This window comes from Flagellimonas sp. S3867 (assembly GCF_014698935.1).
In the GTDB taxonomy this organism is placed as follows: Bacteria; Bacteroidota; Bacteroidia; order Flavobacteriales; family Flavobacteriaceae; genus Flagellimonas.
In genome coordinates this window covers 91,307-114,784 of sequence record NZ_JACVMN010000003.1, presented here as the reverse complement: position 1 = coordinate 114,784, position 23,478 = coordinate 91,307, and the positions used below count along the sequence as shown (strand labels likewise).

Annotated in this window: 31 protein-coding genes and 1 tRNA gene; 28 read left to right on the top strand and 4 right to left on the bottom strand. The window is 37.5% G+C overall.

The window, feature by feature from the left end; all coding sequences use genetic code 11:
* Positions 1–140 precede the first annotated feature (140 nt).
* The 26 genes from IAG46_RS13875 (at position 141) to IAG46_RS13755 (ending at position 17,934) form a co-directional block, all read left to right on the top strand.
* The gene (locus tag IAG46_RS13875; protein ID WP_190810988.1) at positions 141–1,361 is read left to right on the top strand and encodes a site-specific integrase; all 1,221 of its coding nucleotides are present in this window, start codon (positions 141–143) and stop codon (positions 1,359–1,361) included.
* 1,031 nt (positions 1,362–2,392) lie between these two features.
* Positions 2,393–3,508, top strand: coding sequence for a tyrosine-type recombinase/integrase (locus IAG46_RS13870; protein WP_190810987.1), 1,116 nt, complete (start codon positions 2,393–2,395; stop codon positions 3,506–3,508).
* Between the two features lie 195 nt (positions 3,509–3,703).
* On the top strand, positions 3,704–4,006 hold the full coding sequence (locus IAG46_RS13865; protein WP_190810986.1) for a hypothetical protein: 303 nt from the start codon (positions 3,704–3,706) through the stop codon (positions 4,004–4,006).
* A gap of 63 nt (positions 4,007–4,069) precedes the next feature.
* A complete protein-coding gene (locus IAG46_RS13860) occupies positions 4,070–4,369 on the top strand; it encodes a hypothetical protein (RefSeq protein ID WP_223826715.1) in 300 nt (99 codons plus the stop codon).
* A gap of 6 nt (positions 4,370–4,375) precedes the next feature.
* On the top strand, positions 4,376–4,663 hold the full coding sequence (locus IAG46_RS13855; protein WP_190810984.1) for a hypothetical protein: 288 nt from the start codon (positions 4,376–4,378) through the stop codon (positions 4,661–4,663).
* 111 nt (positions 4,664–4,774) lie between these two features.
* Positions 4,775–5,011, top strand: coding sequence for a hypothetical protein (locus IAG46_RS13850; RefSeq protein ID WP_190810977.1), 237 nt, complete (start codon positions 4,775–4,777; stop codon positions 5,009–5,011).
* A gap of 77 nt (positions 5,012–5,088) precedes the next feature.
* Entirely contained in the window at positions 5,089–5,727 is a 639-nt protein-coding gene (locus tag IAG46_RS13845) for a hypothetical protein (protein WP_190810983.1), read from the top strand.
* Between the two features lie 228 nt (positions 5,728–5,955).
* Entirely contained in the window at positions 5,956–6,279 is a 324-nt protein-coding gene (locus IAG46_RS13840; RefSeq protein ID WP_190810982.1) for a hypothetical protein, read from the top strand.
* Between the two features lie 3 nt (positions 6,280–6,282).
* Complete coding sequence (locus IAG46_RS13835) at positions 6,283–7,299, top strand: hypothetical protein (RefSeq protein WP_190810981.1); 1,017 nt, start codon at positions 6,283–6,285, stop codon at positions 7,297–7,299.
* 146 nt (positions 7,300–7,445) lie between these two features.
* Positions 7,446–8,174: a phytanoyl-CoA dioxygenase family protein gene (locus IAG46_RS13830; RefSeq protein WP_190810980.1), complete on the top strand. Its 729-nt coding sequence runs from the start codon at positions 7,446–7,448 to the stop codon at positions 8,172–8,174.
* 187 nt (positions 8,175–8,361) lie between these two features.
* Positions 8,362–8,547 carry a hypothetical protein gene (locus IAG46_RS13825; protein ID WP_190810979.1) on the top strand — a complete coding sequence of 62 codons (186 nt, stop codon included), beginning with the start codon at positions 8,362–8,364 and terminating at the stop codon, positions 8,545–8,547.
* A 46-nt stretch (positions 8,548–8,593) separates the two neighbouring features.
* Positions 8,594–9,442: a hypothetical protein gene (locus tag IAG46_RS13820; protein WP_190810978.1), complete on the top strand. Its 849-nt coding sequence runs from the start codon at positions 8,594–8,596 to the stop codon at positions 9,440–9,442.
* A 212-nt stretch (positions 9,443–9,654) separates the two neighbouring features.
* Entirely contained in the window at positions 9,655–9,891 is a 237-nt protein-coding gene (locus IAG46_RS13815) for a hypothetical protein (protein ID WP_190810977.1), read from the top strand.
* A gap of 76 nt (positions 9,892–9,967) precedes the next feature.
* Positions 9,968–10,324 carry a hypothetical protein gene (locus tag IAG46_RS13810; RefSeq protein WP_190810976.1) on the top strand — a complete coding sequence of 119 codons (357 nt, stop codon included), beginning with the start codon at positions 9,968–9,970 and terminating at the stop codon, positions 10,322–10,324.
* Positions 10,321–10,626: a hypothetical protein gene (locus IAG46_RS13805; protein ID WP_190810975.1), complete on the top strand. Its 306-nt coding sequence runs from the start codon at positions 10,321–10,323 to the stop codon at positions 10,624–10,626. Before IAG46_RS13810 ends, IAG46_RS13805 begins: the two co-directional genes overlap by 4 nt.
* 114 nt (positions 10,627–10,740) lie before the next feature.
* A complete protein-coding gene (locus IAG46_RS17695) occupies positions 10,741–11,052 on the top strand; it encodes a hypothetical protein (RefSeq protein WP_223826714.1) in 312 nt (103 codons plus the stop codon).
* 24 nt (positions 11,053–11,076) lie between these two features.
* On the top strand, positions 11,077–11,652 hold the full coding sequence (locus IAG46_RS13800; protein ID WP_190810974.1) for a hypothetical protein: 576 nt from the start codon (positions 11,077–11,079) through the stop codon (positions 11,650–11,652).
* A gap of 233 nt (positions 11,653–11,885) precedes the next feature.
* On the top strand, positions 11,886–12,848 hold the full coding sequence (locus IAG46_RS13795) for a hypothetical protein (RefSeq protein WP_190810973.1): 963 nt from the start codon (positions 11,886–11,888) through the stop codon (positions 12,846–12,848).
* 261 nt (positions 12,849–13,109) lie between these two features.
* On the top strand, positions 13,110–13,421 hold the full coding sequence (locus IAG46_RS13790) for a hypothetical protein (protein ID WP_190810972.1): 312 nt from the start codon (positions 13,110–13,112) through the stop codon (positions 13,419–13,421).
* A 124-nt stretch (positions 13,422–13,545) separates the two neighbouring features.
* Positions 13,546–13,896, top strand: coding sequence for a hypothetical protein (locus tag IAG46_RS13785; RefSeq protein WP_190810971.1), 351 nt, complete (start codon positions 13,546–13,548; stop codon positions 13,894–13,896).
* 198 nt (positions 13,897–14,094) lie between these two features.
* Positions 14,095–14,331, top strand: a complete 237-nt coding sequence (locus IAG46_RS13780; protein ID WP_190810970.1) for a hypothetical protein — start codon at positions 14,095–14,097, stop codon at positions 14,329–14,331.
* The gene (locus IAG46_RS13775) at positions 14,328–14,942 is read left to right on the top strand and encodes a hypothetical protein (RefSeq protein ID WP_223826713.1); all 615 of its coding nucleotides are present in this window, start codon (positions 14,328–14,330) and stop codon (positions 14,940–14,942) included. Before IAG46_RS13780 ends, IAG46_RS13775 begins: the two co-directional genes overlap by 4 nt.
* Before the next feature lie 142 nt (positions 14,943–15,084).
* Positions 15,085–15,444 (top strand): hypothetical protein, encoded by a 360-nt coding sequence (locus IAG46_RS13770; RefSeq protein WP_190810969.1) that lies wholly within the window; start codon positions 15,085–15,087, stop codon positions 15,442–15,444.
* A gap of 79 nt (positions 15,445–15,523) precedes the next feature.
* A complete protein-coding gene (locus IAG46_RS13765; RefSeq protein WP_190810968.1) occupies positions 15,524–16,471 on the top strand; it encodes a kelch repeat-containing protein in 948 nt (315 codons plus the stop codon).
* 470 nt (positions 16,472–16,941) lie between these two features.
* On the top strand, positions 16,942–17,187 hold the full coding sequence (locus IAG46_RS13760; RefSeq protein ID WP_190810967.1) for a hypothetical protein: 246 nt from the start codon (positions 16,942–16,944) through the stop codon (positions 17,185–17,187).
* 483 nt (positions 17,188–17,670) lie between these two features.
* The gene (locus tag IAG46_RS13755; RefSeq protein ID WP_190810966.1) at positions 17,671–17,934 is read left to right on the top strand and encodes a hypothetical protein; all 264 of its coding nucleotides are present in this window, start codon (positions 17,671–17,673) and stop codon (positions 17,932–17,934) included.
* Positions 17,935–18,112: 178 nt separating this feature from the next.
* Here IAG46_RS13755 and IAG46_RS13750 read toward each other — a convergent pair.
* Positions 18,113–18,194: transfer RNA gene (locus IAG46_RS13750), tRNA-Leu, on the bottom strand.
* A 171-nt stretch (positions 18,195–18,365) separates the two neighbouring features.
* Between IAG46_RS13750 and IAG46_RS13745 the strand changes: the two genes are divergently transcribed.
* On the top strand, positions 18,366–19,754 hold the full coding sequence (locus IAG46_RS13745; protein ID WP_190810965.1) for a dipeptidase: 1,389 nt from the start codon (positions 18,366–18,368) through the stop codon (positions 19,752–19,754).
* An 88-nt stretch (positions 19,755–19,842) separates the two neighbouring features.
* A complete protein-coding gene (locus IAG46_RS13740; protein WP_190810964.1) occupies positions 19,843–20,943 on the top strand; it encodes a DUF4407 domain-containing protein in 1,101 nt (366 codons plus the stop codon).
* A gap of 232 nt (positions 20,944–21,175) precedes the next feature.
* Here IAG46_RS13740 and rfbD read toward each other — a convergent pair whose 3' ends face one another.
* Genes rfbD through rfbA form a run of 3 tightly spaced genes read right to left on the bottom strand, consistent with a single transcriptional unit; the run spans position 21,176 to position 23,473 of the window.
* Positions 21,176–22,045 (bottom strand): dTDP-4-dehydrorhamnose reductase, encoded by an 870-nt coding sequence (gene rfbD, locus IAG46_RS13735; RefSeq protein WP_190810963.1) that lies wholly within the window; start codon positions 22,043–22,045, stop codon positions 21,176–21,178.
* Between the two features lie 15 nt (positions 22,046–22,060).
* Positions 22,061–22,609 carry a dTDP-4-dehydrorhamnose 3,5-epimerase gene (gene rfbC, locus IAG46_RS13730; RefSeq protein ID WP_190810962.1) on the bottom strand — a complete coding sequence of 183 codons (549 nt, stop codon included), beginning with the start codon at positions 22,607–22,609 and terminating at the stop codon, positions 22,061–22,063.
* Positions 22,610–22,612: 3 nt separating this feature from the next.
* Positions 22,613–23,473: a glucose-1-phosphate thymidylyltransferase RfbA gene (gene rfbA, locus IAG46_RS13725; protein WP_190810961.1), complete on the bottom strand. Its 861-nt coding sequence runs from the start codon at positions 23,471–23,473 to the stop codon at positions 22,613–22,615.
* Between the last annotated feature and the right edge of the window lie 5 nt (positions 23,474–23,478).

The following is a 23,478-nucleotide window of genomic DNA, read 5'->3' as shown; positions in this document are numbered from 1 at the left end:
ATCAAAATCAAACAAAACCATCAAAAATCAATAAATGTTGTACCTATGTTGTACCCAAAAATTGTAAATTTTTAGTACTTTTATTACAAGATTCTTCACAGAATGTTGTACCTAATTTGGCTTTCGAAATTTGGACAACGATGGCCGCTACAACACAAATAGTATTACGAAAAAAGCCTAACAAAAAAGGGTTATATCCACTTGCCATAAGGATAACCAAAAATAGAAAATCTACCTATAAGCATTTAGGATATTATATTGATATAGAGGAATGGGATGAGAAAAATAAACACGTTTCAAAATCTCATCCGGATTATGAAATATTAAATGAGCTAATTCATATCAAACTCCAAGAGGCAAGCAAAGGGTTAATGTCTCTTCAAAGAAAGAATAAGGATTCTACAGCCTATTTTATAAAAAAAGAAATATATAAACCTTCCAGGAAGTTAAGTTTTCTTGAACTTGCCCAAGAGCATTTGGATGAGTTAGAGGTGGCGCAAAAATACAATAGATATTCGTCTGATAGAGCTTATATGAACTACGTTATAAAATTCGCTAAATCAAAAGGGTTGACATTTGTAGAAATTGATGAACGCTTTTTAAATAGGCTAAAAGTCTATTTGATCAAGGAGCATGCTCTAAGTCTTACCTCCGTTATGAATATCTTCATTTTTATAAGGCTGCTTTATAATAGAGCTATTAAAGCTAGAATTGTAAAAAAGAAGTTTTATCCATTTGGAGGAGATAGAATTAAAATTAAATATCCTGAAACAGAAAAGATAGGCCTAAATGCTAAAGAGATTTTACGAATTGAAACATTAACAGATTTACCTCCAAATGAGCTACATGCAAGAAATGTTTGGCTCTTTAGTTTTAATTTGGCCGGAATAAGAGTATCCGATGCTCTTAAAACCAAATGGAGTGATATAAAAGATGGAAGGTTATACTATAGGATGAGCAAAAATTCCAAACTATTATCCTTAAAAATACCTGATAAAGTAAAGGAAATCCTCAAATTTTATCTTGTTGAGAAAAACCATAACAATGATTTCATATTCCCAGAACTTAAAAGGGCAAATATAAAAGACTCTAAAGATGTTTACAGTAAGTTAAGAGCAGCGAATAGAAGACTTAATAAAGCTTTAAAAGCTATTGCTGAAAAAGCTGAAATAGACAAAAAGTTAACTATGCATATTGCCAGACATAGTTTCGGAAACATAGCTGGGGATGCCATTCATCCATTAATGCTTCAGAAATTGTACCGCCATAGTGATTTGAAGACCACAATAAATTATCAGGCCAACTTCATTTATAGGGAAGCTGACGAAGCTTTGGACAATGTGATACGAAAGGTTGGTTAGATCAATATCTTTTCGATTCCCATCTAGAATGTCAAAACATTGAGAAAACCTCAAAACCGAGGCAAAGAACTTGTTAAAATTGACCAAAGAACATGATCTCTGGGCTGTTTGCATAGTTTGGCCATTGAAAGTCAAATCAGTGAAAGGCCCCTCGGTGGATTTATATCCAGTCGCGGGGCTTTTTGTTTTTATGGAAAACGTCCTAAATCTTACCTCAGACTTTTGCGCATGGATCCTGTTTCAATTTTATAGCGTTTCGGGTGATACGCGCAAAGTAAAATTGAAATAGGGCGCAACCTACTTTTTGCTCGGCCAAAGGTATACGGAACAGCGACTTTGAAGGAGCTGTTCTGTATAGCGAGAGGGTAGCACGCCAAGGCGATGCTACATTGTCCAATTTCTGGCCAAAATGCCTGTAGAATCAATGCCTTTTATCAATTAATTCTCTTGATGTAATTTCTGTTTTTTTACTGTAAAAACTCTGGGAACCTCTAAAAATACTAGAGAAGTTTACAGTAAAGACCTGAAAATCTTGAGTAAAGCAATGCTTCCTCCTACTCAGCCCTAATTGGAAAGACTTGCTCCTAATTTCTATTGGTCTTTTTTGAGAAATTGGATCAATTTCTCTTGAACGTCCTATAAACAGTATAAAAAGTTGACCCATTTTCGCTTTGAAATGGAACTTTTGCCTCGCTCAGTAAATTAGTTAGTGGTAAGATTTGGGCTTGCAGCGTGAAACTTCGTTTCACTCGCTTTTTCATTTCTCTGCTCTAAGTGATTTCCTAATGTGTAGTTTTCTTTTGCAACCTACGGGAGCAAAACAAGATGTCTTTCTGGTCACAAAGACACATCTTGAATCAACTATCGACATACGTTTAAAATGTTTGCCCATCTAATTCGATTCCAAATCAAACAGGTATCCGGAAAACGGTTTAAGATCAGATTGAAATCGATTTTGTACTTTGTAAAATGATCCTGTCGAATTGTTGAGGTCGTAACAGTTTCCAAGAACGCGATAAACATGCCTACTTATGAAAACAGTATTATTCCTTCCCATGACCCATGAGGGCAAAGAGCAGATTGCCATCAGTTTTGACAAAGATGAAGGCCTTACGGCATATCTGAAAAAATTCCCTGGCATTGGACAATGCGGTTCCAATGGGACATTTTATATCGAACGGACTTCAGCCAACAAAAAAATGCTGTTTGACTATCTACGAAAAGCAAATTGTTTTATTGATTATAGTGGGCTCAACCCCAAAGTTAAAAACACCAAGACAAACAAAGGAAAGATCAAACTACCAGGCCTTACGGTTGAAAATCAACAGGAATTCGAGAAATTTAGAAGATGGCTACAGGAAAAAAGACTTAGCCATAACACAATCAATACCTATATAGAAGTAACAAGGTTTTTTGTAAGATACTCAATATTGAAGGGCGCAAAGGATTATACAAAGCGGCTGATCGAATCGTTCAATTATGATTTTATCGTTAAGGAAGGAAAGTCCATCTCATACCAGAACCAGTGCATAAACGGTATTAAAAAATACCTTGCCTATAAAAACATGGACGTTGGGAAATTGAACTTGACAAGACCCAGGAAAGAGAAAAAACTACCTGTTGTGCTTAGTAAGGATGAGGTAAAGGCCATCATGGAAGTGACCCATAACCTTAAGCACAAATGCCTTTTGTGCCTTATCTACTCAGGAGGTCTAAGGGTGGGTGAGGCGATCAACCTGAAAATAAACGATATTGATAGTTACAGAATGCTTATACACGTAAAGGGCGCCAAGGGAAAAAAAGACAGGTACACGTTACTTTCTACAAGTTTTTTGTACCTGCTCAGGAAATATTATAAAGAGTTCAGGCCCAAGGTCTATCTATTCGAAGGCCAGGGAAACGACCAATATAGCAGCAGCAGTGCACAAAGTGTGCTGAGGAGGTCCGTTAGGATTGCAGGAGTCAAAAAAAAGGTGACGCTTCACACGCTCCGACATAGTTTTGCCACCCATTTATTGGAAAACGGAACCGACATCCGCTATATCCAAGAACTTCTGGGCCATAATAGCCCCAAGACAACAATGATCTATACCCATGTCACAGAAAACAGCCTTAAAAATATCAACAATCCATTTGATGGCCTATAAATCTCTATCTTGTACACTACTAAAAACCATTAAATCCAATGAGAACTAAGCTGAACGAAAATTCCCAGAACTTACGCATAGCCAGCCAAATTAGATGTATATGCCCAAGAAAGTTCAGCATATAAACAAGTTGGAGCACATTCAGCTAAAGCCGACTTTTGTTGCTACGTGCCATGCACTCCCGCCCCAAAAGAAATGTCCTCCAACGACCCGCTAAACCAAATTACAGCCCTTAGCTGCCCATCGAGGGAAAACCAAGCACGGGGCAAACAATCCAAACCCCGTGGTGCACCAACAGGGGCTAAAAGTAATTTGGCCCCGATATTTTTGTTCCCAATACCGCAAAATCGACAAGATACGGCCGACAGGCGGCCTTCTTGGCAGACCGTCGAATGCGAGACCCGGCAACCCAGTCAGGACAGCTTCGCACACGACAGTCGAACGATTTTACTATATTTCCACAAAAATCCCGGAACTACGTTTAGCGGGTCGTTGTAGCGCATTTGAAAAAAGACAGCAGATATTAAAATGAATAGACCGACAAATATCATATTGAGTTCATTGACATTAATCCTTAATGGATTTTTGGCTCTTATGAATTTCTCGGAGTGGTATATCGTGAAAATTCAAGGACGAACAGCAGAATACCCTTTTGGCGGAGAAGGCCCAACACCTTATTATTACAAAACAGCTGAACTTTACTCAACAGTAAACTTGATTTGGGGAATAATATTTCTGACCGTTTTGCTTTTTACCACTTGGACAGTAATAAAAGGACAGAAAAAATTGACAGCCATATCTTTCGGCTCAACTCTTATTCTGCTTCTCGGACTTTTCATTCACGGACAAATCGGAACCTAAAAATCAATGTTTAAAATAGAAGACGAAATACACGCAGAACCACAAGACGGAAAATTTGAGACTTTTGAACAAGCTTTGGAAATCTTGAAAGAAAGAGCAAAAATTCCTTACGCAGAAAAGCCAAATAAATGTCCCTGCACCAATTGGAAAAATTGCGAAAGACAATATCAAATAATTGAATATGACGATAGAAATATTCCTTGGAAAGAAATTAGCAGAAAAGAAGTTCTGGCGATTTCAGCTAAGGGAATAAAATGGAATGAAAAAATAAAAACGCGCTACAACATTGTATAAGAATGCATAGCTTCCTATCGTCTGCTACGACATCTTATACTCACCGTTGGAGCACATTCAGCTAAAGCTGACTTTTGTTGCTACGTGCCATGCACTCCCGCCCCAAAAGAAATGTCCTCCAACGACCCGCTAAACCAAATTACAGCCCTTAGCTGCCCATCGAGGGAAAACCAAGCACGGGGCAAACAATCCAAACCCCGTGGTGCACCAACAGGGGCTAAAAGTAATTTGGCCCCGATATTTTTGTTCCCAATAACGCAAAAACCGACAAGATACGGCCGACAGGCGGCCTCCTTGACAGCCCGTCAAGTGCGATACACCCCACACCAAGGACACCTTCGCACATGACAGTCGAACGTTTTTGCTATATTTCCACAAAAATCCCGGAACTACGTTTAGCGGGTCGTTGTGTACAATAGATAAAAATGAAATTCAGTAAACCAGCATATCCAACAGTTTATTTTAGTGAAGAGATTTGGGTTAAGTGTCCAAAGTGCTCGGAACCTGCTTTGGTTAAGACCGAATTACCGAAATATACAATACCATTTCCAACAGGTCATAAATCTGTATGTAACTGCAAATCTTGTGGATTTCAAGAAGCGGACGAGAAAAGTTGGTCAGGCTATGTTCAGGGGTTTATTAACAGAGCATGCGGAAATTGCGGAAGTGCAATATCTCACTCAACACAGCCGACACAAGAACCATATGAAACTTCAGAAATTACATGTGACGCTTGTAAAGCTACGCGAGAATATGAGATTCAATGGTATCGCTATAGAAATGACAAACCAACTGACCCTTATTTTGGATTCGACCTTTGGCTTCAAACAACCATAAAAGACAATATACTTTGGCTGTATAATATCGACCACCTAGATTATTTAAATAAATATGTTGAAGCCAAACTTAGAGAAGATGATGGCAGGCATAAATATTCGATGATAACAAATTTACCTCAGTGGGTTAAGTCAAGTAAAAATCGTGATGTAATAGTTAAGAAATTAAAGAAACTGAAAAGCGAATTCGAAAAGAAAACTGTACACAACACTGTATATAGCAAATAGGGCGTTCAGTGGTTTAAGAAAGTTCAGTACTATTTACCAACACCGCCAAATCGTTGATTTGGCTTTTAAAATGAATAAATTAAAAACAAAATACAACGATTTGGCTCAGAGCAAACCTGAAAGTTTATCGCTTTCTATTGCCCTACTTGCCATATACTAAACGTTGGAGCACATTCAGCTAAAGCCGACTTTTGTTGCTACGTGCCATGCACTCCCGCCCCAAAAGAAATGTCCTCCAACGACCCGCTAAACCAAATTACAGCCCTTAGCTGCCCATCGAGGGAAAACCAAGCACGGGGCAAACAATCCAAACCCCGTGGTGCACCAACAGGGGCTAAAAGTAATTTGGCCCCGATATTTTTGTTCCCAATACCGCAAAATCGACAAGATACGGCCGACAGGCGGCCTTCTTGGCAGACCGTCGAATGCGAGACCCGGCAACCCAGTCAGGACAGCTTCGCACACGACAGTCGAACGATTTTACTATATTTCCACAAAAATCCCGGAACTACGTTTAGCGGGTCGTTGGAGGACATTAAAGAACCGAGATAATTAATGGGAATATTTAACAGAAAAAAGAAATGGGGAAATTTTAGTGGAAACATAAATATCCATTCTGACCTCAAAAAATCTGATATCCCGAAAATCATAGCGGAAAAGAATATTCACTCATTACAACTATTTCAATTTCCAAATCCGCAAAAGCAAACATGGGAAACACTTAATGAATTCTTCAGTAAGTATCCAGATATTGGATTAAGAGTTCTTTGGTATAAATGTCAAGATTTATCCTTTTATAAGCTTATTCCGAATATTAGAAAATTTACAATCGCCACTTACAATATAAAAGACTATTCTATACTGAAAACGAATCCAAAGCTTAAACACTTTGGAATAGAGGAAACTAAATCCAAAGCTGTTGATATATCATTCATAAAAGAGTTTACGGATTTAGAATCATTGTATGTTGACGGAATGAAAAAAGGATTGGAGAACGTTAAACATTTATCGAATCTACAAACATTATCGTTTCGTGGTGTGAAATTGGATAACCTTGACTTTTTGACAAAATTGACAAAACTTCAAGAATTAAACCTGCTTTATGGCAGTTACAAAGACCTAAATGCAGTTTCAAAACTAAATGGTTTAAAAGAATTAGAAATAAGCCGAGTAAGACAAATTCCTAACTACCAATTTTTGAGAAACCTTGTGAATCTTGAGAAACTTTGCTTTGAGGGTATGTCCGAAATGTCCATTTTACCGGATTTAAGTGGACTAAAATCATTAAAAAGAATCCAAGTTGATAACAACAGTAGGCTTAACGGTATTTCTTCAATTTCGCAAATTCCCAATCTTGAAGAATTTTTATTGTTTTTCCCCGAAAACTTTAAGGCTTCAGTAAGAAAAAAATTAACTGAACAAGCATATCAAATTGTAATGGAATCCAAAACGATTAAGTCTACAAGTATATGGCTTCGAGTTAATAACGAGCAGAGAGAAAATTTAAGAAAAAAAGGTGTCGAATTTTGGAACTATAGCAAAGAAGCTGAAGATTTGGTATCAAAGAAATAACGTGGTACAACAACGTGTATAGCTCATTGCGGCTGAATTCCTATTCGGAATTCAACGCTTATTCGCTATCTTTGGGTTATGGCGGAAAATCATAGCTGATTTTCCGCAACGAGCCATACACAAGACCGTTATGTGCAAGCTGAGGAATGAACTACGCAAAGAACAAAATAGAACTTAACGAAAATGGATATTCCGTTTTATCTGATTTGTATTCTGAACAGGAAATAAACAAAATTTTAGACTGCATCGAAAATGCTGAACAGGATGGAAATTCGTTTATGAAAACGAAAGACTTGTTTGCAATTAGACAGCTTATCAAAAATGTTCCAGAATTAAGCGATTTGTTGTTCAACAAAAAGCTGACTGAGCTACTCTCTGAGCTTTCCGAATCCGATTATTTCCTGACAAAAGCAATCTATTTTGATAAACCGAGTGGATCAAATTGGTTTGTTGCTTATCACCAAGATTTAAGCATTTCAGTTGACAATAAAGCAGATTTGGAAAACTACTCGAATTGGACTTTTAAAAAAGGGCAATACGGAGTTCAACCACCAATTGAAATTTTACAAGACACAATAACAGTGCGAATTCATTTGGATAAAACAAACAAAAATAACGGAGCTTTAAAAGTAATACCAAAATCTCACTCGAATGGAATAATTCGATACGATTCTAAAGATTGGAATACGGAAAACGAATTTATTTGTGAAGTAGAAAAAGGTGGAGCAATGTTAATGAAACCTCTGACTTTACACGCTTCGAGCAGAACAACAAATGGCAAGAAAAGAAGAGTAATACACTTAGAATTTAATAAACATTCTCTGACTGAACCGTTAAATTGGTTAGAATATTACGGAATTAAGGCCAGCACATAACAACGTGTATAATTAATTGCTAGAGTTTCTACTTGCCAATCGGAAAATTCTCCGAATTTCCCTCAGACTCGTCCCCTTTTGCTATCTTAGTTGCTAAACGCAACTAACCATACACAAACACGTTGGAGCACATTCAGCTAAAGCTGACTTTTGTTGCTACGTGCCATGCACTCCCGCCCCAAAAGAAATGTCCTCCAACGACCCGCTAAACCAAATTACAGCCCTTAGCTGCCCATCGAGGGAAAACCAAGCACGGGGCAAACAATCCAAACCCCGTGGTGCACCAACAGGGGCTAAAAGTAATTTGGCCCCGATATTTTTGTTCCCAATAACGCAAAATCGACAAGATACGGCCGACAAACGGCCTCCTTGACAGCCCGTCAAGTGCGATACACCCCACACCAAGGACACCTTCGCACATGACAGTCGAACGTTTTTGCTATATTTCCACAAAAATCCCGGAACTACGTTTAGCGGGTCGTTGTGCAACATTTGACCAAAAAATGAGAAATCGAATTTTAACAATATTATTTTTAACTATAAATCTGACTTTATTCGGACAAGAATCTAAAGACTGTTACGAAATAAAGTATCTCGACTTTTTTGGGTTAGACAAAATGGAAATTATAAAATGGCCTGAATCTGAGCTTGATGGACTATCGAAAATGGATTTTGCTAAAGACAGAGGTCAATCTGAAATTAAAACCAATTTCATTATTCCAATGATTGTCTATCAATTAAAAGAATATCATCCAAATTGTAATAAAAATATTGATACAAGTTATTTTAATAAAATTTCAAAAATCTATTTGAAAATTAGAGAAATTGACTCGACCGAATTTCTACAAAAATCAATCACTGAAAAAATTGACTTCTTACGTACTGACTTCTATTCTCAAGTCGAAAATGTGGAATATCTGCCTAAAATGACAACAACTTTTGATGACGGACCTTTTTACGGAGTTGACTATACAGAAAAATCGGAATTAAAACCAATCAAAACGCAGGAAACTGAATTTGGAACTTTAGTTGTTTCAAAAGCTAATGGCAAAACAATACTTGCAAGTAAAGATAAAAACGGAAACACAATCTGGCAGAAGTCAATTACTGGATTGTCGGACAGAAATTTAACCGAATTACATTTTACCGAAAACCCAATGGAATACAATTCTATTGCGACTGTTGCTCATATGTATTCGGAAGGAGAAAGATTTACACTATATTTAAAAAGCGATGGGAGTTTTATGTATTATTTTCATTCGTGGTAAATAAAATAATAAAAAACGTTGCACAACAATGTATAACCGCAATTACGGCGGATTCGACTACGTCCGAATCCACTCGGAATTGCGAGCGTCTGTGCTTAATCGAAAAATAGTAATTTAAAACCCGTAACTGACGGTTATACGAAACCGTTGGAGCACATTCAGCTAAAGCTGACTTTTGTTGCTACGTGCCATGCACTCCCGCCCCAAAAGAAATGTCCTCCAACGACCCGCTAAACCAAATTACAGCCCTTAGCTGCCCATCGAGGGAAAACCAAGCACGGGGCAAACAATCCAAACCCCGTGGTGCACCAACAGGGGCTAAAAGTAATTTGGCCCCGATATTTTTGTTCCCAATAACGCAAAAACCGACAAGATACGGCCGACAGGCGGCCTCCTTGACAGCCCGTCAAGTGCGATACACCCCACACCAAGGACACCTTCGCACATGACAGTCGAACGTTTTTGCTATATTTCCACAAAAATCCCGGAACTACGTTTAGCGGGTCGTTGTGCACTATTTAAAAAATGAGCGAACTAACTGAAAAAATATATTATGCCGACAAGAATATTCTCAAAAGAATTGAATCGGAATTTGAGTTAATTGACCGAAAAAGTTGGTTCATTTTGTATCAAAACAAATCCGACAATTCATTTTGGAGACTCGATGAATGGGATAAATACCAAGAACAGTTCTTTGTAAAACTTGAATCGACTGAAAATTGGACTGAATTTGAAGACCGAGAATTAAGAATAGAATTACTGAAAAAGCATCGTGGAATCAGTGATAAAAAATGTACTTGGGTTGGTTGCGATAAAAATGCCTTAAAGGAAATGGCAATTTGCGAGTTTCACGCATATGCAGAAATGGGATTAAGAAAATGACATTTGAGAATTTTAGAAACGATATAGAAACGAAACTCAATTCGATTGCGGAATTTCAATTACAGGAATATCATTTTGAACCTTACAGTTTTGGAAATGGAGTCCTTGCATATCGAATTAAAGGACAAAATCACAAGTTCATTTTCGATGGACGAGAAAACGAACTTTCTTGGCTTTCAAGTAAACCCCATCAAAAATATTTTGGAGCGGACTTTAAAACGTTAATGAAAATTGATGGACTTGAATTAACCTCGGATGAATTAAAAAATGGAATAAAAAACAGTGCACAACAATGGCTATAAAGCATAGGCCTAACCAATCAAACCGTTCCTACGCTTCATAGCCCGAACGTTGGAGCACATTCAGCTAAAGCCGACTTTTGTTGCTACGTGCCATGCACTCCCGCCCCAAAAGAAATGTCCTCCAACGACCCGCTAAACCAAATTACAGCCCTTAGCTGCCCATCGAGGGAAAACCAAGCACGGGGCAAACAATCCAAACCCCGTGGTGCACCAACAGTGGCTAAAAGTAATTTGGCCCCGAAATTTTTGTTCCCAATACCGCAAAATCGACAAGATACGGCCGACAGGCGGCCTTCTTGGCAGACTGTCGAATGCGAGACCCGGCAACCCAGTCAGGACAGCTTCGCACACGACAGTCGAACGATTTTACTATATTTCCACAAAAATCCCGGAACTACGTTTAGCGGGTCGTTGTACACAATTTGAGAAAAATCCTGAGAAAAACAAAAAATGGAATTATATAAAAGGATTATTGAAATAGTTGACGCGAATCTGATTAACTGTCTGGTTCCAATAATTCTGATTTTAATACTTGTAGAACTATTTTTTAAAAACCGATTTGAAACAAAAAAAGTGCTGAATTTAGTTCGCTGGACAATTATTTTCTATACAATAATCACTTGGACTTTCTATCTAATAGGAATAGCAACGACTGATAATCCAGATGAATATGCTTTTATTAATCGAGCAACTAGACCTTATGCTTGGGCATATTGGATAATGTTTTTATCTGCTTTAATTTTACCTCTGACTTTGTTCATTAAAAAACTAGCATCAAAATTTTGGTATGTGCTTTTAGTCGTATTTGGAATGAAAAGTGGAATGTATTTTGAGCGTTTTGTAATAATTGTGACTAGTTTTCATCGAGATTATTTACCTGGAAATGGAAATGCTGAATTAATAGATTTATTCGCATTCGGAATTGGAATGATATTTCTTCAAGGATTAATAATTACAATTTTGACTTTAGGAATATTTGAAATAATAAAACGAAAAAAAACTGTGTACAACAATGGCTATAATTAATACGGGTTTTGGTGCTTAACCCAAAGGTGTAGTGCTTTTTAACTAAGTCCGCCAAATCTTTTGATTTGGCTTTATGAAGAAAAAAATAAAACAAAATAAAAAGTTTTGGCTAAGTGCTTAATCGGAAATTAATTACTTTTAATTCCCGTACTAATCATAGCCGAGACGTTGGAGCACATTCAGCTAAAGCTGACTTTTGTTGCTACGTGCCATGCACTCCCGCCCCAAAAGAAATGTCCTCCAACGACCCGCTAAACCAAATTACAGCCCTTAGCTGCCCATCGAGGGAAAACCAAGCACGGGGCAAACAATCCAAACCCCGTGGTGCACCAACAGGGGCTAAAAGTAATTTGGCCCCGATATTTTTGTGCTTAATACCGAAAATGAATCGTCTTAAACCATTCTTATTACTTTTAATTATCATTTCAAGTTGTCAATCAAGAAATGAATTTGCTGACATTAGCAATCAAATTGACTTTGCTTATAAACAACTTAAATATTCCGATAAGGTTTCAGAAGAAAATTTAGAAGGAATTAAATATTATTCAAAAGACAGTTTATTAATTGAAACAGTTGGATTCGAATATCGAACAAAATTAATTTATGATGACAATAATAATCTAATTGAAACTAATGGTTTTAGAAGTCAGAGAAAACTTCTTTTTTATGACAAAAACAACAACTTTATTGGAACATATTACACTTCTGACTCAATAGTTGATAGAGATACAATCAAATTCAAACAAACAAGATTTTACAATTCAAAAAATCAACTCACAAGAGAACATATTCATAGTGGAAACAATCTTGTTAATGGAGAATACTTTGAAATTTGGAAAAAATATGAATATTTAGAAAATCAAATTATCAAAGAAATAGAAACCTATAACACTGATACTATTTGGATTGGAAAATACACTTATGATAAAAACAATAACCTTTTGGAAATATCAAGAAGGCTTGCAGATAAATATGAAATAGAGATTTTTTCATTTAACGAATTAAATAAAATAAAAACACGTACAATAGTAAGTAATGAGCATAAAATAGATAAACACACTTCATATAGCGTGAATAATAATCGGACTGAATACCTCTATTATGAAAATGGGCTTATTAAAGAAGAAACTCGCTTTAATCATTTAGGAGAAGAAGTTTGGAAAAACATCTATGAATATGAACCGAAAAAGTACTAAGCACAACAACGTGTATAGTCCATTGCTGCGCAAGTGTATAAGTGGACGAGTTGAACTCATTTTTGTATATTTAGTTTTCGGAAAAGTTACAAGTCAAGCCTTGCTCCTTTTCCAGCGCGTTTGCCTACCTTTCAGGCTGTCTCGGCAAGCCTAACGAGTCGCTAGGCTCAAACGCAACAAACCATACACGAACACGTTGGAGCACATTCAGCTAAAGCCGACTTTTGTTGCTACGTGCCATGCACTCCCGCCCCAAAAGAAATGTCCTCCAACGACCCGCTAAACCAAATTACAGCCCTTAGCTGCCCATCGAGGGAAAACCAAGCACGGGGCAAACAATCCAAACCCCGTGGTGCACCAACAGTGGCTAAAAGTAATTTGGCCCCGAAATTTTTGTTCCCAATACCGCAAAATCGACAAGATACGGCCGACAGGCGGCCTTCTTGGCAGACCGTCGAATGCGAGACCCGGCAACCCAGTCAGGACAGCTTCGCACACGACAGTCGAACGATTTTACTATATTTCCACAAAAATCCCGGAACTACGTTTAGCGGGTCGTTGTATGCAATTTGACAAAATGAAAAAATCGATTTTATTTCTGACTATTCTGTTTATTGGAAACTTTGTTTTTTCCCAAACGATTTTTGACACAGAAAAGAGAGATTCTACGAATATTTACTATCACTCATTGAAAAAAATGGCGGAATTAGTTGGTAGTTCTGTTGCAGATAATGGAATATTGTATGTAGAAAAAAACCTGTTTACTGATAGATTACCCGACACAGTTCTGAACTATAAAATTGAATTTCTCGGTCCGACTGAACAAGTTGAGACAATCAAAAAGAAAAGTGGAAAAATGTATTTGATTCGGATTGTTCCCCTAAGAATAGGAAAAGGAACTTTTTTTGTCAATGTTATACCCTTCAATGCCTATTATCATAAAAAGAACTTGGAATTAGCGAACTCAGGTGGACTTAAAGCTCATTATAAATTCGATAAGGAATTGAATGGTCTCGTTTTCGAAAAAGCTGATTTTGGCGGAATATAAAAACTGCATACAACAAAGCCTAAAATTCATTGCTTGCGGATTTCCTAAACGGAAATCACGCGCAAAAAGCTATCTTTAGGTTCGGCTGGATTGTCCTTCGGACGAATCACAGCAACGAACCTTAGCCCAACCGTTGGAGCACATTCAGCTAAAGCTGACTTTTGTTGCTACGTGCCATGCACTCCCGCCCCAAAAGAAATGTCCTCCAACGACCCGCTAAACCAAATTGCAGCCCTTAGCTGCCCATCGAGGGAAAACCAAGCACGGGGCAAACAATCCAAACCCCGTGGTGCACCAACAGTGGCTAAAAGTAATTTGGCCACGAAATTTTTGTTCCCAATAACGCAAAAACCGACAAGATACGGCCGACAAACGGCCTCCTTGACAGCCCGTCAAGTGCGATACACCCCACACCAAGGACACCTTCGCACATGACAGTCGAACGTTTTTGCTATATTTCCACAAAAATCCCGGAACTACGTTTAGCGGGTCCTTGTGCAACATATCCAAAAAACGAAAAATTAATGACGAATCGAATTTTAACAGCTCTAACTTTAAGAATAGCTGGAATATTTTTATTCATTAAAATATTTGACCATTTTGGTTCATATTTCCTTTCGGTTTATAGTACTGCAGCAATGTCTCATTTTGCCGAATTATTGAAAGAACCTATTGACAAGTTCTATTTCACTGGAACATTTCTGACTTTAGCGAATATTGTTGTTTCTCTATTTCTGTTCTTGAAAGCGGAATGGATTTCTAAGAAACTAATCAAAACAGATAAAGAAATAATTGCGGAATTAAGCCCTAAATCGTTAAGTAAAGTCATTTTAATGGCAGTTGGAATTGTTTGGTTAGCTACTTCAATTTATCTCGCACCTGACTTTATAGAATATTGTGTTGGACTAGCCTCAAAACTGAATGGAAATGAAAACGCTGATATTCCTGATATCAGTGCTCCTAAATATATTTTAAGGACTATAATAGCGTTGATTTTAATCTTTCGAATTGGAAAAATAACGGATTGGATTATAAAAAAAATATAAATACGTTGCACAACAATGGCTATAATTAATACGGGTTTTGGGGCTTTAAGCTAAGGTCTGTGTATATTTAGAGTGTCCGCCAAATCTTTTGGATTTGGCTTTTAAATAGAAAGAATAAAAACAAACAAAAAGATTCGGCTAATTGCTTAAACGGAAACAAAAGCCCACTTTTATTCCCGCACTAATCATAGCCGAGACCGTTGGAGCACATTCAGCTAAAGCTGACTTTTGTTGCTACGTGCCATGCACTCCCGCCCCAAAAGAAATGTCCTCCAACGACCCGCTAAACCAAATTACAGCCCTTAGCTGCCCATCGAGGGAAAACCAAGCACGGGGCAAACAATCCAAACCCCGTGGTGCACCAACAGGGGCTAAAAGTAATTTGGCCCCGATATTTTTGTTCCCAATAACGCAAAAACCGACAAGATACGGCCGACAGGCGGCCTCCTTGACAGCCCGTCAAGTGCGATACACCCCACACCAAGGACACCTTCGCACATGACAGTCGAACGTTTTTGCTATATTTCCACAAAAATCCCGGAACTACGTTTAGCGGGTGGTTAGGTTTAATTTCCATTACAATGAGAATTATAATACTCTTTTTAATAGTTTCAGTAGCTTCTTGTTCAAGCAAATGGGAAGTTGCTTCTTCGATTGGTCCAGAGCCAAGGTACATTTCTCAATTAATTTCTATTGATAATAATTTGATACTATTTGGAGGCAAAAATGATACTAAAGATTTCAATGATCTTTGGAGTTGGAATGGCAGTAAATGGAATCTAATTGGAAATGGCGCTACAAAAAGATGGGATCATAGTTATGTTTATATGAAAAATTTTAACCAAATATTTTTATTTGGAGGTAGAGCATTTGAGGAAACTGAAGGCAAAGAAGAAAGAATTGAATTAAACGACAATTGGGTATATATAAACAACACATGGAAACAATTAAAAATTGAAAGCCCAGAGAAGAGAAGCGCCCATACACTGGTATTCAATGAAAAAATTGGAAGCGTAATTTTATTTGGCGGGAGAAATAATGAAATGGTTTTTAATGATACTTGGTCCTTCAATGGAAAGGAATGGAAAAAACTGAATTCTTTAGGTCCTAAAGGTCGATTTGGTCATACGCTAAAATATGATAAAATATCAGAAAATATTTATCTTTTTGGAGGACATGATGGTAAAAACTTATTAAATGATTTGTGGGTATTTGATGGTGTTCAATGGATTGAAATAAATTCTGGAGTTAAGCCTAGTCCGAGAATGGCACATGCTATGGAGTTTGACAATAATGGTAATGCCATTTTGTTTGGTGGATGGGACAATAAGAATTCCGTTTCTAATGAGTTATGGTTATTAAAAAAGAAAATCTGGACACAAATTAATACTGAAACTAAACCTCAAGCAAGGTTAGCGCATGCAATTGGTTTTGATCAATCAAATAATGAATTCATTATGTTCGGAGGAAGTTCTGGATTTAATGGAAAATTCTTAAGTGAAACTTGGAAATTCATTCTTAAAAACTAAACCTAACAACATGTATAATTAATTACTTCTGAATTTCCTAAACAGAAATTCCACGGAATTAATTAACTTGGTCCTTCATCGGAAAATCGACAAGATACGGCCGACAGGCGGCCTTCTTGGCAGACTGTCGAATGCGAGACCCGGCAACCCAGTCAGGACACCTTCGCACATGACAGTCGAACGTTTTTGCTATATTTCCACAAAAATCCCGGAACTACGTTTAGCGGGTCGTTAGCACCAATACGAAAAAAGAATGGGGATATTTGACTTTATTTTTAGTAAGACTATAAAAATTGATGACCAATTATTCGGAGAAATGATATTTTCTGAATTCAAGAAAAACCCTGAAAAGAACTATTTTGAATGCAGAAGACATTTTAAACCGACAGATAATATTATAGAAATCGGAATTGCGGGTAATCAAACTGGACCGACTCAATTACAAAAGGACTTTTTTTCGATTAATCGAATTGGATTACGAAAAGATTACTTCTTCAGTAAAACCTCTGATTGAAAGTGAATTCCAAAATTGGAAAGAAGATTTTAATATTACTGATTTTCGTAAAGAATTTAAAGCTGTGTATTTGTATTTGCCACGTTGTGAAAAAGAGCCCAAAATTTGGGAAATTGCATTTGAAACAGAGCACGATTTAAATCACACAATAACAGTTACAATGAATGATTTAAAAGCAACTGAAATATTAATTGATGGTTAATTTATCTAAAATATCACTTGCTCTGACTTTGCTAATTCACATTTCTATAATTGCAATTTTTAAATTATTAGATGACTTTAGTTTAATAATTACAGTTTATATTATAAGCTTGGTTTGTGGACTTTTACTAAAGTTCTATTCTAAGAATAGTTTAAAAAAAATAGGCTGGGGTTTGTTCTATGGCTCCATTACATCACTTATACTAGTTGGTGGTTTTATGATTTGGTTGGAATCAAATTATCCAAAGTAAAAAGTAACGGTGCTAACAATGGCTATAAGTAATTTGGCCCCGAAATTTTCATTCCCAATAACGCAAAAACCGACAAGATACGGCCGACAAACGGCCTCCTTGACAGCCCGTCAAGTGCGATACACCCCACACCAAGGACACCTTCGCACATGACAGTCGAACGTTTTTGCTATATTTCCACAAAAATCCCGGAACTACGTTTAGCGGGTCGTTAGGCACAATTATGAAAAGCTATGAGTGACAAAGAACAAGAGGAGAAAATTAGCTCTGAAGATATAGACGCCTTAAGATTTGCTCTAAATAATCAAATCGGATGGCAAAAATATGCCGAGGGAAAACTGTTATTGCTAACTACTATTTCTGCAGGGTCTCTTGCTTTATTGTTCGAATTCATTGTCAACTTAAACGATATTGATGATTGGATTTTTAAAATCGTTTTAATCATTTTTGGACTGACTTCCTTTATTTCATTTGCAGTTGGAATAGTTACTATGTAGCCTTCCCTAAAAATAGGACAGTTTAAAATTTAGAGTGGCAAATTATTAAATAACATCAAATAATGGTAATCCATGTCGCTAGCCGAAAAAGTCCTGATGTTGTACCTATGTTGTACCCAGGAATTTTATAGGATGGCTTTTAAACAAAAAAAGCCCTCAAAAATTTGAGAGCTTTTAGTGCGGATGAAGGGAGTCGAACCCCCACGCCTCGCGGCACCAGATCCTAAGTCTGGCGTGTCTACCAATTCCACCACATCCGCATTTAAATATTTTTATGAACTTTTTCTTGCCTAGATCCTAAGTCTAGCGTGTCTACCAATTCCACCACGCCCGCAAAAGGAGTGCAAATATAAATCAATTTTCCGATTCACAAATACACGCTTTCTTAAAAACTTGTTTTTTGTATTTTTAGCATCCATTTAAACTAATCCATGGAACAAATAAAAGATTATATTACTACTCACAAAGACCGATTTATTTCTGAGTTGGTCGAACTTCTAAAAATACCTTCAATCAGTGCTGATACTGCTTTTTCCCAAGATGTTTTGGAAACTGCACGTCTTGTTAAAAAATCGCTTATAGAAGCTGGTTGTGAAAACACCGAAATTTGCGACACCAAAGGATACCCTGTGGTTTACGGTGAAAAAATAATCGACCCAAAACTACCCACCATTTTGGTATATGGCCATTACGATGTGCAGCCACCCGATCCTATGAATCTTTGGGATTCGCCTCCTTTTGAGCCTGTGATCAAAAAAACTGAACTTCATCCCAATGGCGCCTTTTTCGCCCGTGGATCTTGTGATGATAAAGGCCAGATGTTTATGCATGTGAAAGCGGTGGAATTTATGATCAAAAACAACCAATTGCCCTGCAATGTCAAATTCATGATCGAAGGTGAAGAAGAGGTGGGCAGTGATAGCTTGGCAGATTTTCTGGAAGATCACAAAGAAAAGTTGTCCAACGATATTATTTTGATTTCAGATACTGGCATGATGGCCAACGATGTACCATCGATAACTACTGGTTTAAGAGGGTTAAGCTATGTTGAAGTCGAGGTAACCGGTCCGAACCGTGACCTACATTCAGGAATCTACGGAGGTGCAGTACCCAATCCAATCAATGTTTTAAACAAAATGATTGCCTCCTTGCACGATGAAAATAATCATATCACCATTCCTGGTTTTTATGATAAGGTTGAAGAAGTATCCACTGAAGAAAGGGCCGAAATGGCCAAAGCCCCCTTCAGCATCGAAGCTTATAAAAATGCCCTGGACATTGCTGATGTTTATGGAGAGAAAGGTTTTACTACTTCCGAGAGATATTCCATTCGTCCAACGTTGGATGTGAACGGAATCTGGGGTGGATATACCGGCGAAGGAGCTAAAACGGTAATTGCTAGCAAGGCCTATGCAAAAATATCCATGCGTTTGGTGCCCGATCAAGATCCAGATGAAATCACTGAACTCTTTATGAAACACTTTGAATCCATAGCGCCTAAAAGCGTAAAGGTCAAAGTCACTCCACATCATGGTGGACTCCCATACGTAACTAAAACAGACAGTATTGGCTACAAAGCTGCCGCTAGGGCATATGAAACCACCTTCGGAAAAACTCCTATTCCTGAGCGAACAGGAGGAAGTATTCCCATTGTTGCTCTTTTTGAGCAAGTGTTGAAAAGTAAAACTATTTTAATGGGTTTTGGATTGGATAGTGATGCCATTCATTCGCCAAATGAACACTTTGGTGTATGGAACTACTTAAAAGGCATTGAAACCATCCCTTATTTTTATAAGTATTTTACTGAAATGACCAAATAGATTAAAAAGCCCTGAAATCGGAGCTTTTTTGTAACAAAACCACCAAAATTGCGTTCTAATAGTCTATCAATCAAATTAGAACACTATCATGTTACAACGTTTTTTTATCTTCTGCTCGGGAGCGGACACCCAAATTTTAGCTACTTGTTCCAACGGAGAACGCAATAAATATGCAGGCATTGGTGCCACTGTTTTCTTTACTGCCGTAATGGCATTTATAGCCAGCGGTTATGCACTTTACACCGTTTTTGATAACATTTATGCCTCCATTTTCTTTGGTTTAATCTGGGGGTTGTTGATTTTTAATCTGGACCGATATATCGTTTCCACCATTAAAAAGCGAGACAATTTTAAAAGCGAATTGCTCCAGGCTGCTCCGAGAATCATTTTGGCAATTATCATTGCGGTTGTAATTTCCAAACCGCTGGAAATGAAAATTTTCGAGAAGGAAATCAACCAGGTTTTGTTGGAAGAAAAAAATGCAATGACTCTGGCCAACAAAGAGCAATTGGCATTGCAGTACACTCCTAAAGTTGAAAGTCTGAATCAGGACATTGCCAATTTAAAAAATGAAATTGCCCAAAAAGAAACAGAGACCAACGCCCTTTATGACACGTATATTTCGGAAGCTGAAGGAACCGCTGGAACTGGACTGCTAGGCAAAGGTCCTGTTTATAAAGAAAAGCGTGAAAAACATGATGTTTACCTGGCTGAACTACAACAATTGAAAGAGACAAATTCAGCAAAGATTAGCGATATAGAAACTCAAATTGCAGGTTTAAATACGGAATATGAAAAAGTGGTTGCCGGTTCGCAACCCATTATAGATGGTTTTGATGGACTAATGGCGCGTATTAATGCTTTGGGTAAACTGCCATGGTTTCCGTCCTTTTTTATTTTTCTCTTGTTTTTGGCCATAGAAACTTCGCCAATAATTGCCAAACTTTTGGCTCCGAAAGGGGAATATGATTACAAGTTTGAGGAACAAGAAAGTGTAGTTGCCACTTGGGTGACCCAAAAAGTAGCTCAGCGCAAATTGCTATTCTCGACAGATGGTGAACTCAACCAAAAAATCTACGAGGATATCAAAAATGAGGAAGAGCTATACCGATACAAAAAGGAAAAAGCAGAAGAATTGCTCAAACTACAAGCAGATTCATTTCATAAGGTTCAGATAAAGGGACTTTAGTTAGCAATAACATAGTGTTCCTTTCCCTAAAAGGGAAAGGTGTCCGAAGGACGGAAAGGGTGGAAACCATACAATCCCTTCCATCTTCCAACCTTTGGCTGGAATCCACCTTCCTTGTCATCCTAAGCCTGTCCAACAAAGGAAAGGGAAGGAACGTTGCTATCGTAATCATATGTGAAATTTGTGTCAACCTTTTTAATATCCTTCGACAAGTTCAGGATGACAAATAAAGTTAAATATTAATCTTGGAATACGCCTTTAAGGCAACGGCAAGACTATCTTTCCAGTGCAGAATTTGAAGATTGAAGGTGTTTTTAATCTTGGATTTGTCCAACACACTAAATTTTGGACGCTCGGCCGGGGTAGGATATTCTTCGGAACGAATAGGTTTTAGGCTGACATCAATTTTATATTGGTCAAAAATTTCCTTGGCAAAATCGTACCAGCTACCTACACCTTCGTTACTATAGTTATACACCCCATAATCTATGCTATGTGCTTTGATAATATGTAAAACCACATTGGCCAAATCCAGTGCGTAAGTTGGTGTTCCCACCTGATCATATACTACCGAAAGTTCATCTCTTTCTACGCCAAGTTTTAGCATGGTTTTCATAAAGTTGTGTCCGTACTCGGAATACAACCATGATGTTCGCAGTATAAAATACTCTTCCAAATTATTAATAATAGCACGCTCTCCTTTGAATTTGGTATCGCCATAAAACCCGATTGGCCTGGCGATATCTTCTTCCAAATATGGCGTGTTTAAAAAGCCATCAAAAACAAAATCGGTGGAAATGTGAATCAGTACCGTACTGCTCTCATTACAGCTCATTGCCAAATTTCGTGCTCCGGTAACGTTGATTCGATAAGCCAAATCGTTCTCTGCTTCTGCTTTATCAACATTGGTAAAAGCCGCACAATTAATACAATAGGCATAATCGGAAGAAACAAGTTCTTTATTGACTGCATCAAAATCAGTAACATCCAATTCTGTTGAGGATTTGAAAACAAAATCCAAATCTTTTGCTTGTTCTTGCGAGGCAATGGATTTAAATGTGCTTCCCAATTGTCCGGATGCTCCGGTAACCAATATTTTCATGCTTCGAATATAATGTTAATGCGGAACCGCTTCTTTAAAAATGGGTAAAAACTTGTCTTTTTCTGAAATGATCAAATCCTCTTCGCCCAAAATCCAATCGATATTAAAGGTAGGGTCATTGTAAATGATTCCACCTTCGGAGGAAGCGTTATAGAAATTATCGCATTTATAAGAAAACTTTGCCTTTTTGCTTAAAGTTACAAAACCATGGGCGCATCCTCTGGGAACAAACATTTGCTTTTTATTATCGGAGGAAAGTAAGGTCGAAACTACATTTCCAAAAGTTTTAGAGTTTGGCCTTATATCTACAGCAACATCCAAGACCTCACCATCCAAAACACGAACCAATTTAGCCTGGGCATTGTCTCCTTTTTGAAAATGCAACCCTCTCAACACGCCTTTTGTGGACATGGACTCATTATCTTGCACAAAATATGGCTTTGCGCCGGTCATTAATTCAAATTTTTCTTGATTATAACTCTCAAAGAAATACCCTCTATTATCTTCAAAGATTTTGGGTTCTATGATAAAGCAGCCATCAATTTCAGTCTTGTGTACTTCCATGGTCTATGTTAAAACTTCCAATAATCGCTTACTATAACCACTTTTTAAAAAGGGTTCTGTCAGCTTTTTAAATTGGTTTTTGGTAATGAATCCCATTTTATATGCTGAAGACTCAATAGCTCCTATTTTAAGTCCTTGTCTTTCTTCAATAACCTGAACAAATTGTGAGGCCTGCATCAAAGATTGAAAGGTTCCTGTATCTAACCAGGCCGTACCTCTATCCATAATGCTTACCTTCAACTTACCTCTTCTTAAATATTCTTGGTTGATGTCGGTTATCTCCAATTCTCCCCTTACACTCGGCTGAATGTTTTTTGCGATTTCAACGACATCATTGTCATAAAAGTAAATTCCGGGAACCGCATAATTGGATTTTGGATTTTCGGGTTTTTCTTCGATAGAAATCACCTTTCCATCTTCATCAAATTCAACAACGCCATATCGCTCAGGGTCGGTTACGTGGTAGGCATAAATAATACCCCCATCTGGATTGTTATTGGATTGCAATAATTCTTCCAAACCGGTTCCATAAAAGATATTGTCGCCCAAAATCAAGGCCACTTTATCATCGCCAATAAATTTTTCGCCAATGATAAAGGCTTCTGCCAAACCATTGGGCTCATCTTGTACAGCATATTCAAACCTGCAGCCATATTTTCTACCATCGCCCAGCAGACGTTGGAACATAGGTAAATCATGCGGTGTTGAAATGATTAATATTTCCCAAATTCCCGATTCAATCAAGGTTGATAGTGGGTAATAAATCATGGGTTTATCGTATACAGGCATCAGTTGCTTGCTCACCGCTAATGTAATGGGATGCAAACGTGTTCCTGATCCTCCTGCTAAAATTATTCCTTTCATTGCTT

Bases quoted from the DNA above. Each gene is read 5' to 3' on its own strand.
- IAG46_RS13875 (WP_190810988.1), top strand. From the start codon at position 141: ATGGCCGCTACAACACAAATAGTATTACGAAAAAAGCCTAACAAAAAA.
- IAG46_RS13870 (WP_190810987.1), top strand. From the start codon at position 2,393: ATGAAAACAGTATTATTCCTTCCCATGACCCATGAGGGCAAAGAGCAG.
- IAG46_RS13865 (WP_190810986.1), top strand. From the start codon at position 3,704: ATGTCCTCCAACGACCCGCTAAACCAAATTACAGCCCTTAGCTGCCCA.
- IAG46_RS13855 (WP_190810984.1), top strand. From the start codon at position 4,376: ATGTTTAAAATAGAAGACGAAATACACGCAGAACCACAAGACGGAAAA.
- IAG46_RS13850 (WP_190810977.1), top strand. From the start codon at position 4,775: ATGTCCTCCAACGACCCGCTAAACCAAATTACAGCCCTTAGCTGCCCA.
- IAG46_RS13845 (WP_190810983.1), top strand. From the start codon at position 5,089: ATGAAATTCAGTAAACCAGCATATCCAACAGTTTATTTTAGTGAAGAG.
- IAG46_RS13840 (WP_190810982.1), top strand. From the start codon at position 5,956: ATGTCCTCCAACGACCCGCTAAACCAAATTACAGCCCTTAGCTGCCCA.
- IAG46_RS13835 (WP_190810981.1), top strand. From the start codon at position 6,283: ATGGGAATATTTAACAGAAAAAAGAAATGGGGAAATTTTAGTGGAAAC.
- IAG46_RS13830 (WP_190810980.1), top strand. From the start codon at position 7,446: ATGAACTACGCAAAGAACAAAATAGAACTTAACGAAAATGGATATTCC.
- IAG46_RS13825 (WP_190810979.1), top strand. From the start codon at position 8,362: ATGTCCTCCAACGACCCGCTAAACCAAATTACAGCCCTTAGCTGCCCA.
- IAG46_RS13820 (WP_190810978.1), top strand. From the start codon at position 8,594: ATGACAGTCGAACGTTTTTGCTATATTTCCACAAAAATCCCGGAACTA.
- IAG46_RS13815 (WP_190810977.1), top strand. From the start codon at position 9,655: ATGTCCTCCAACGACCCGCTAAACCAAATTACAGCCCTTAGCTGCCCA.
- IAG46_RS13810 (WP_190810976.1), top strand. From the start codon at position 9,968: ATGAGCGAACTAACTGAAAAAATATATTATGCCGACAAGAATATTCTC.
- IAG46_RS13805 (WP_190810975.1), top strand. From the start codon at position 10,321: ATGACATTTGAGAATTTTAGAAACGATATAGAAACGAAACTCAATTCG.
- IAG46_RS17695 (WP_223826714.1), top strand. From the start codon at position 10,741: ATGTCCTCCAACGACCCGCTAAACCAAATTACAGCCCTTAGCTGCCCA.
- IAG46_RS13800 (WP_190810974.1), top strand. From the start codon at position 11,077: ATGGAATTATATAAAAGGATTATTGAAATAGTTGACGCGAATCTGATT.
- IAG46_RS13795 (WP_190810973.1), top strand. From the start codon at position 11,886: ATGTCCTCCAACGACCCGCTAAACCAAATTACAGCCCTTAGCTGCCCA.
- IAG46_RS13790 (WP_190810972.1), top strand. From the start codon at position 13,110: ATGTCCTCCAACGACCCGCTAAACCAAATTACAGCCCTTAGCTGCCCA.
- IAG46_RS13785 (WP_190810971.1), top strand. From the start codon at position 13,546: ATGGCGGAATTAGTTGGTAGTTCTGTTGCAGATAATGGAATATTGTAT.
- IAG46_RS13780 (WP_190810970.1), top strand. From the start codon at position 14,095: ATGTCCTCCAACGACCCGCTAAACCAAATTGCAGCCCTTAGCTGCCCA.
- IAG46_RS13775 (WP_223826713.1), top strand. From the start codon at position 14,328: ATGACAGTCGAACGTTTTTGCTATATTTCCACAAAAATCCCGGAACTA.
- IAG46_RS13765 (WP_190810968.1), top strand. From the start codon at position 15,524: ATGAGAATTATAATACTCTTTTTAATAGTTTCAGTAGCTTCTTGTTCA.
- IAG46_RS13755 (WP_190810966.1), top strand. From the start codon at position 17,671: ATGAGTGACAAAGAACAAGAGGAGAAAATTAGCTCTGAAGATATAGAC.
- IAG46_RS13745 (WP_190810965.1), top strand. From the start codon at position 18,366: ATGGAACAAATAAAAGATTATATTACTACTCACAAAGACCGATTTATT.
- IAG46_RS13740 (WP_190810964.1), top strand. From the start codon at position 19,843: ATGTTACAACGTTTTTTTATCTTCTGCTCGGGAGCGGACACCCAAATT.
- rfbD (WP_190810963.1), bottom strand. From the start codon at position 22,045: ATGAAAATATTGGTTACCGGAGCATCCGGACAATTGGGAAGCACATTT.
- rfbC (WP_190810962.1), bottom strand. From the start codon at position 22,609: ATGGAAGTACACAAGACTGAAATTGATGGCTGCTTTATCATAGAACCC.
- rfbA (WP_190810961.1), bottom strand. From the start codon at position 23,473: ATGAAAGGAATAATTTTAGCAGGAGGATCAGGAACACGTTTGCATCCC.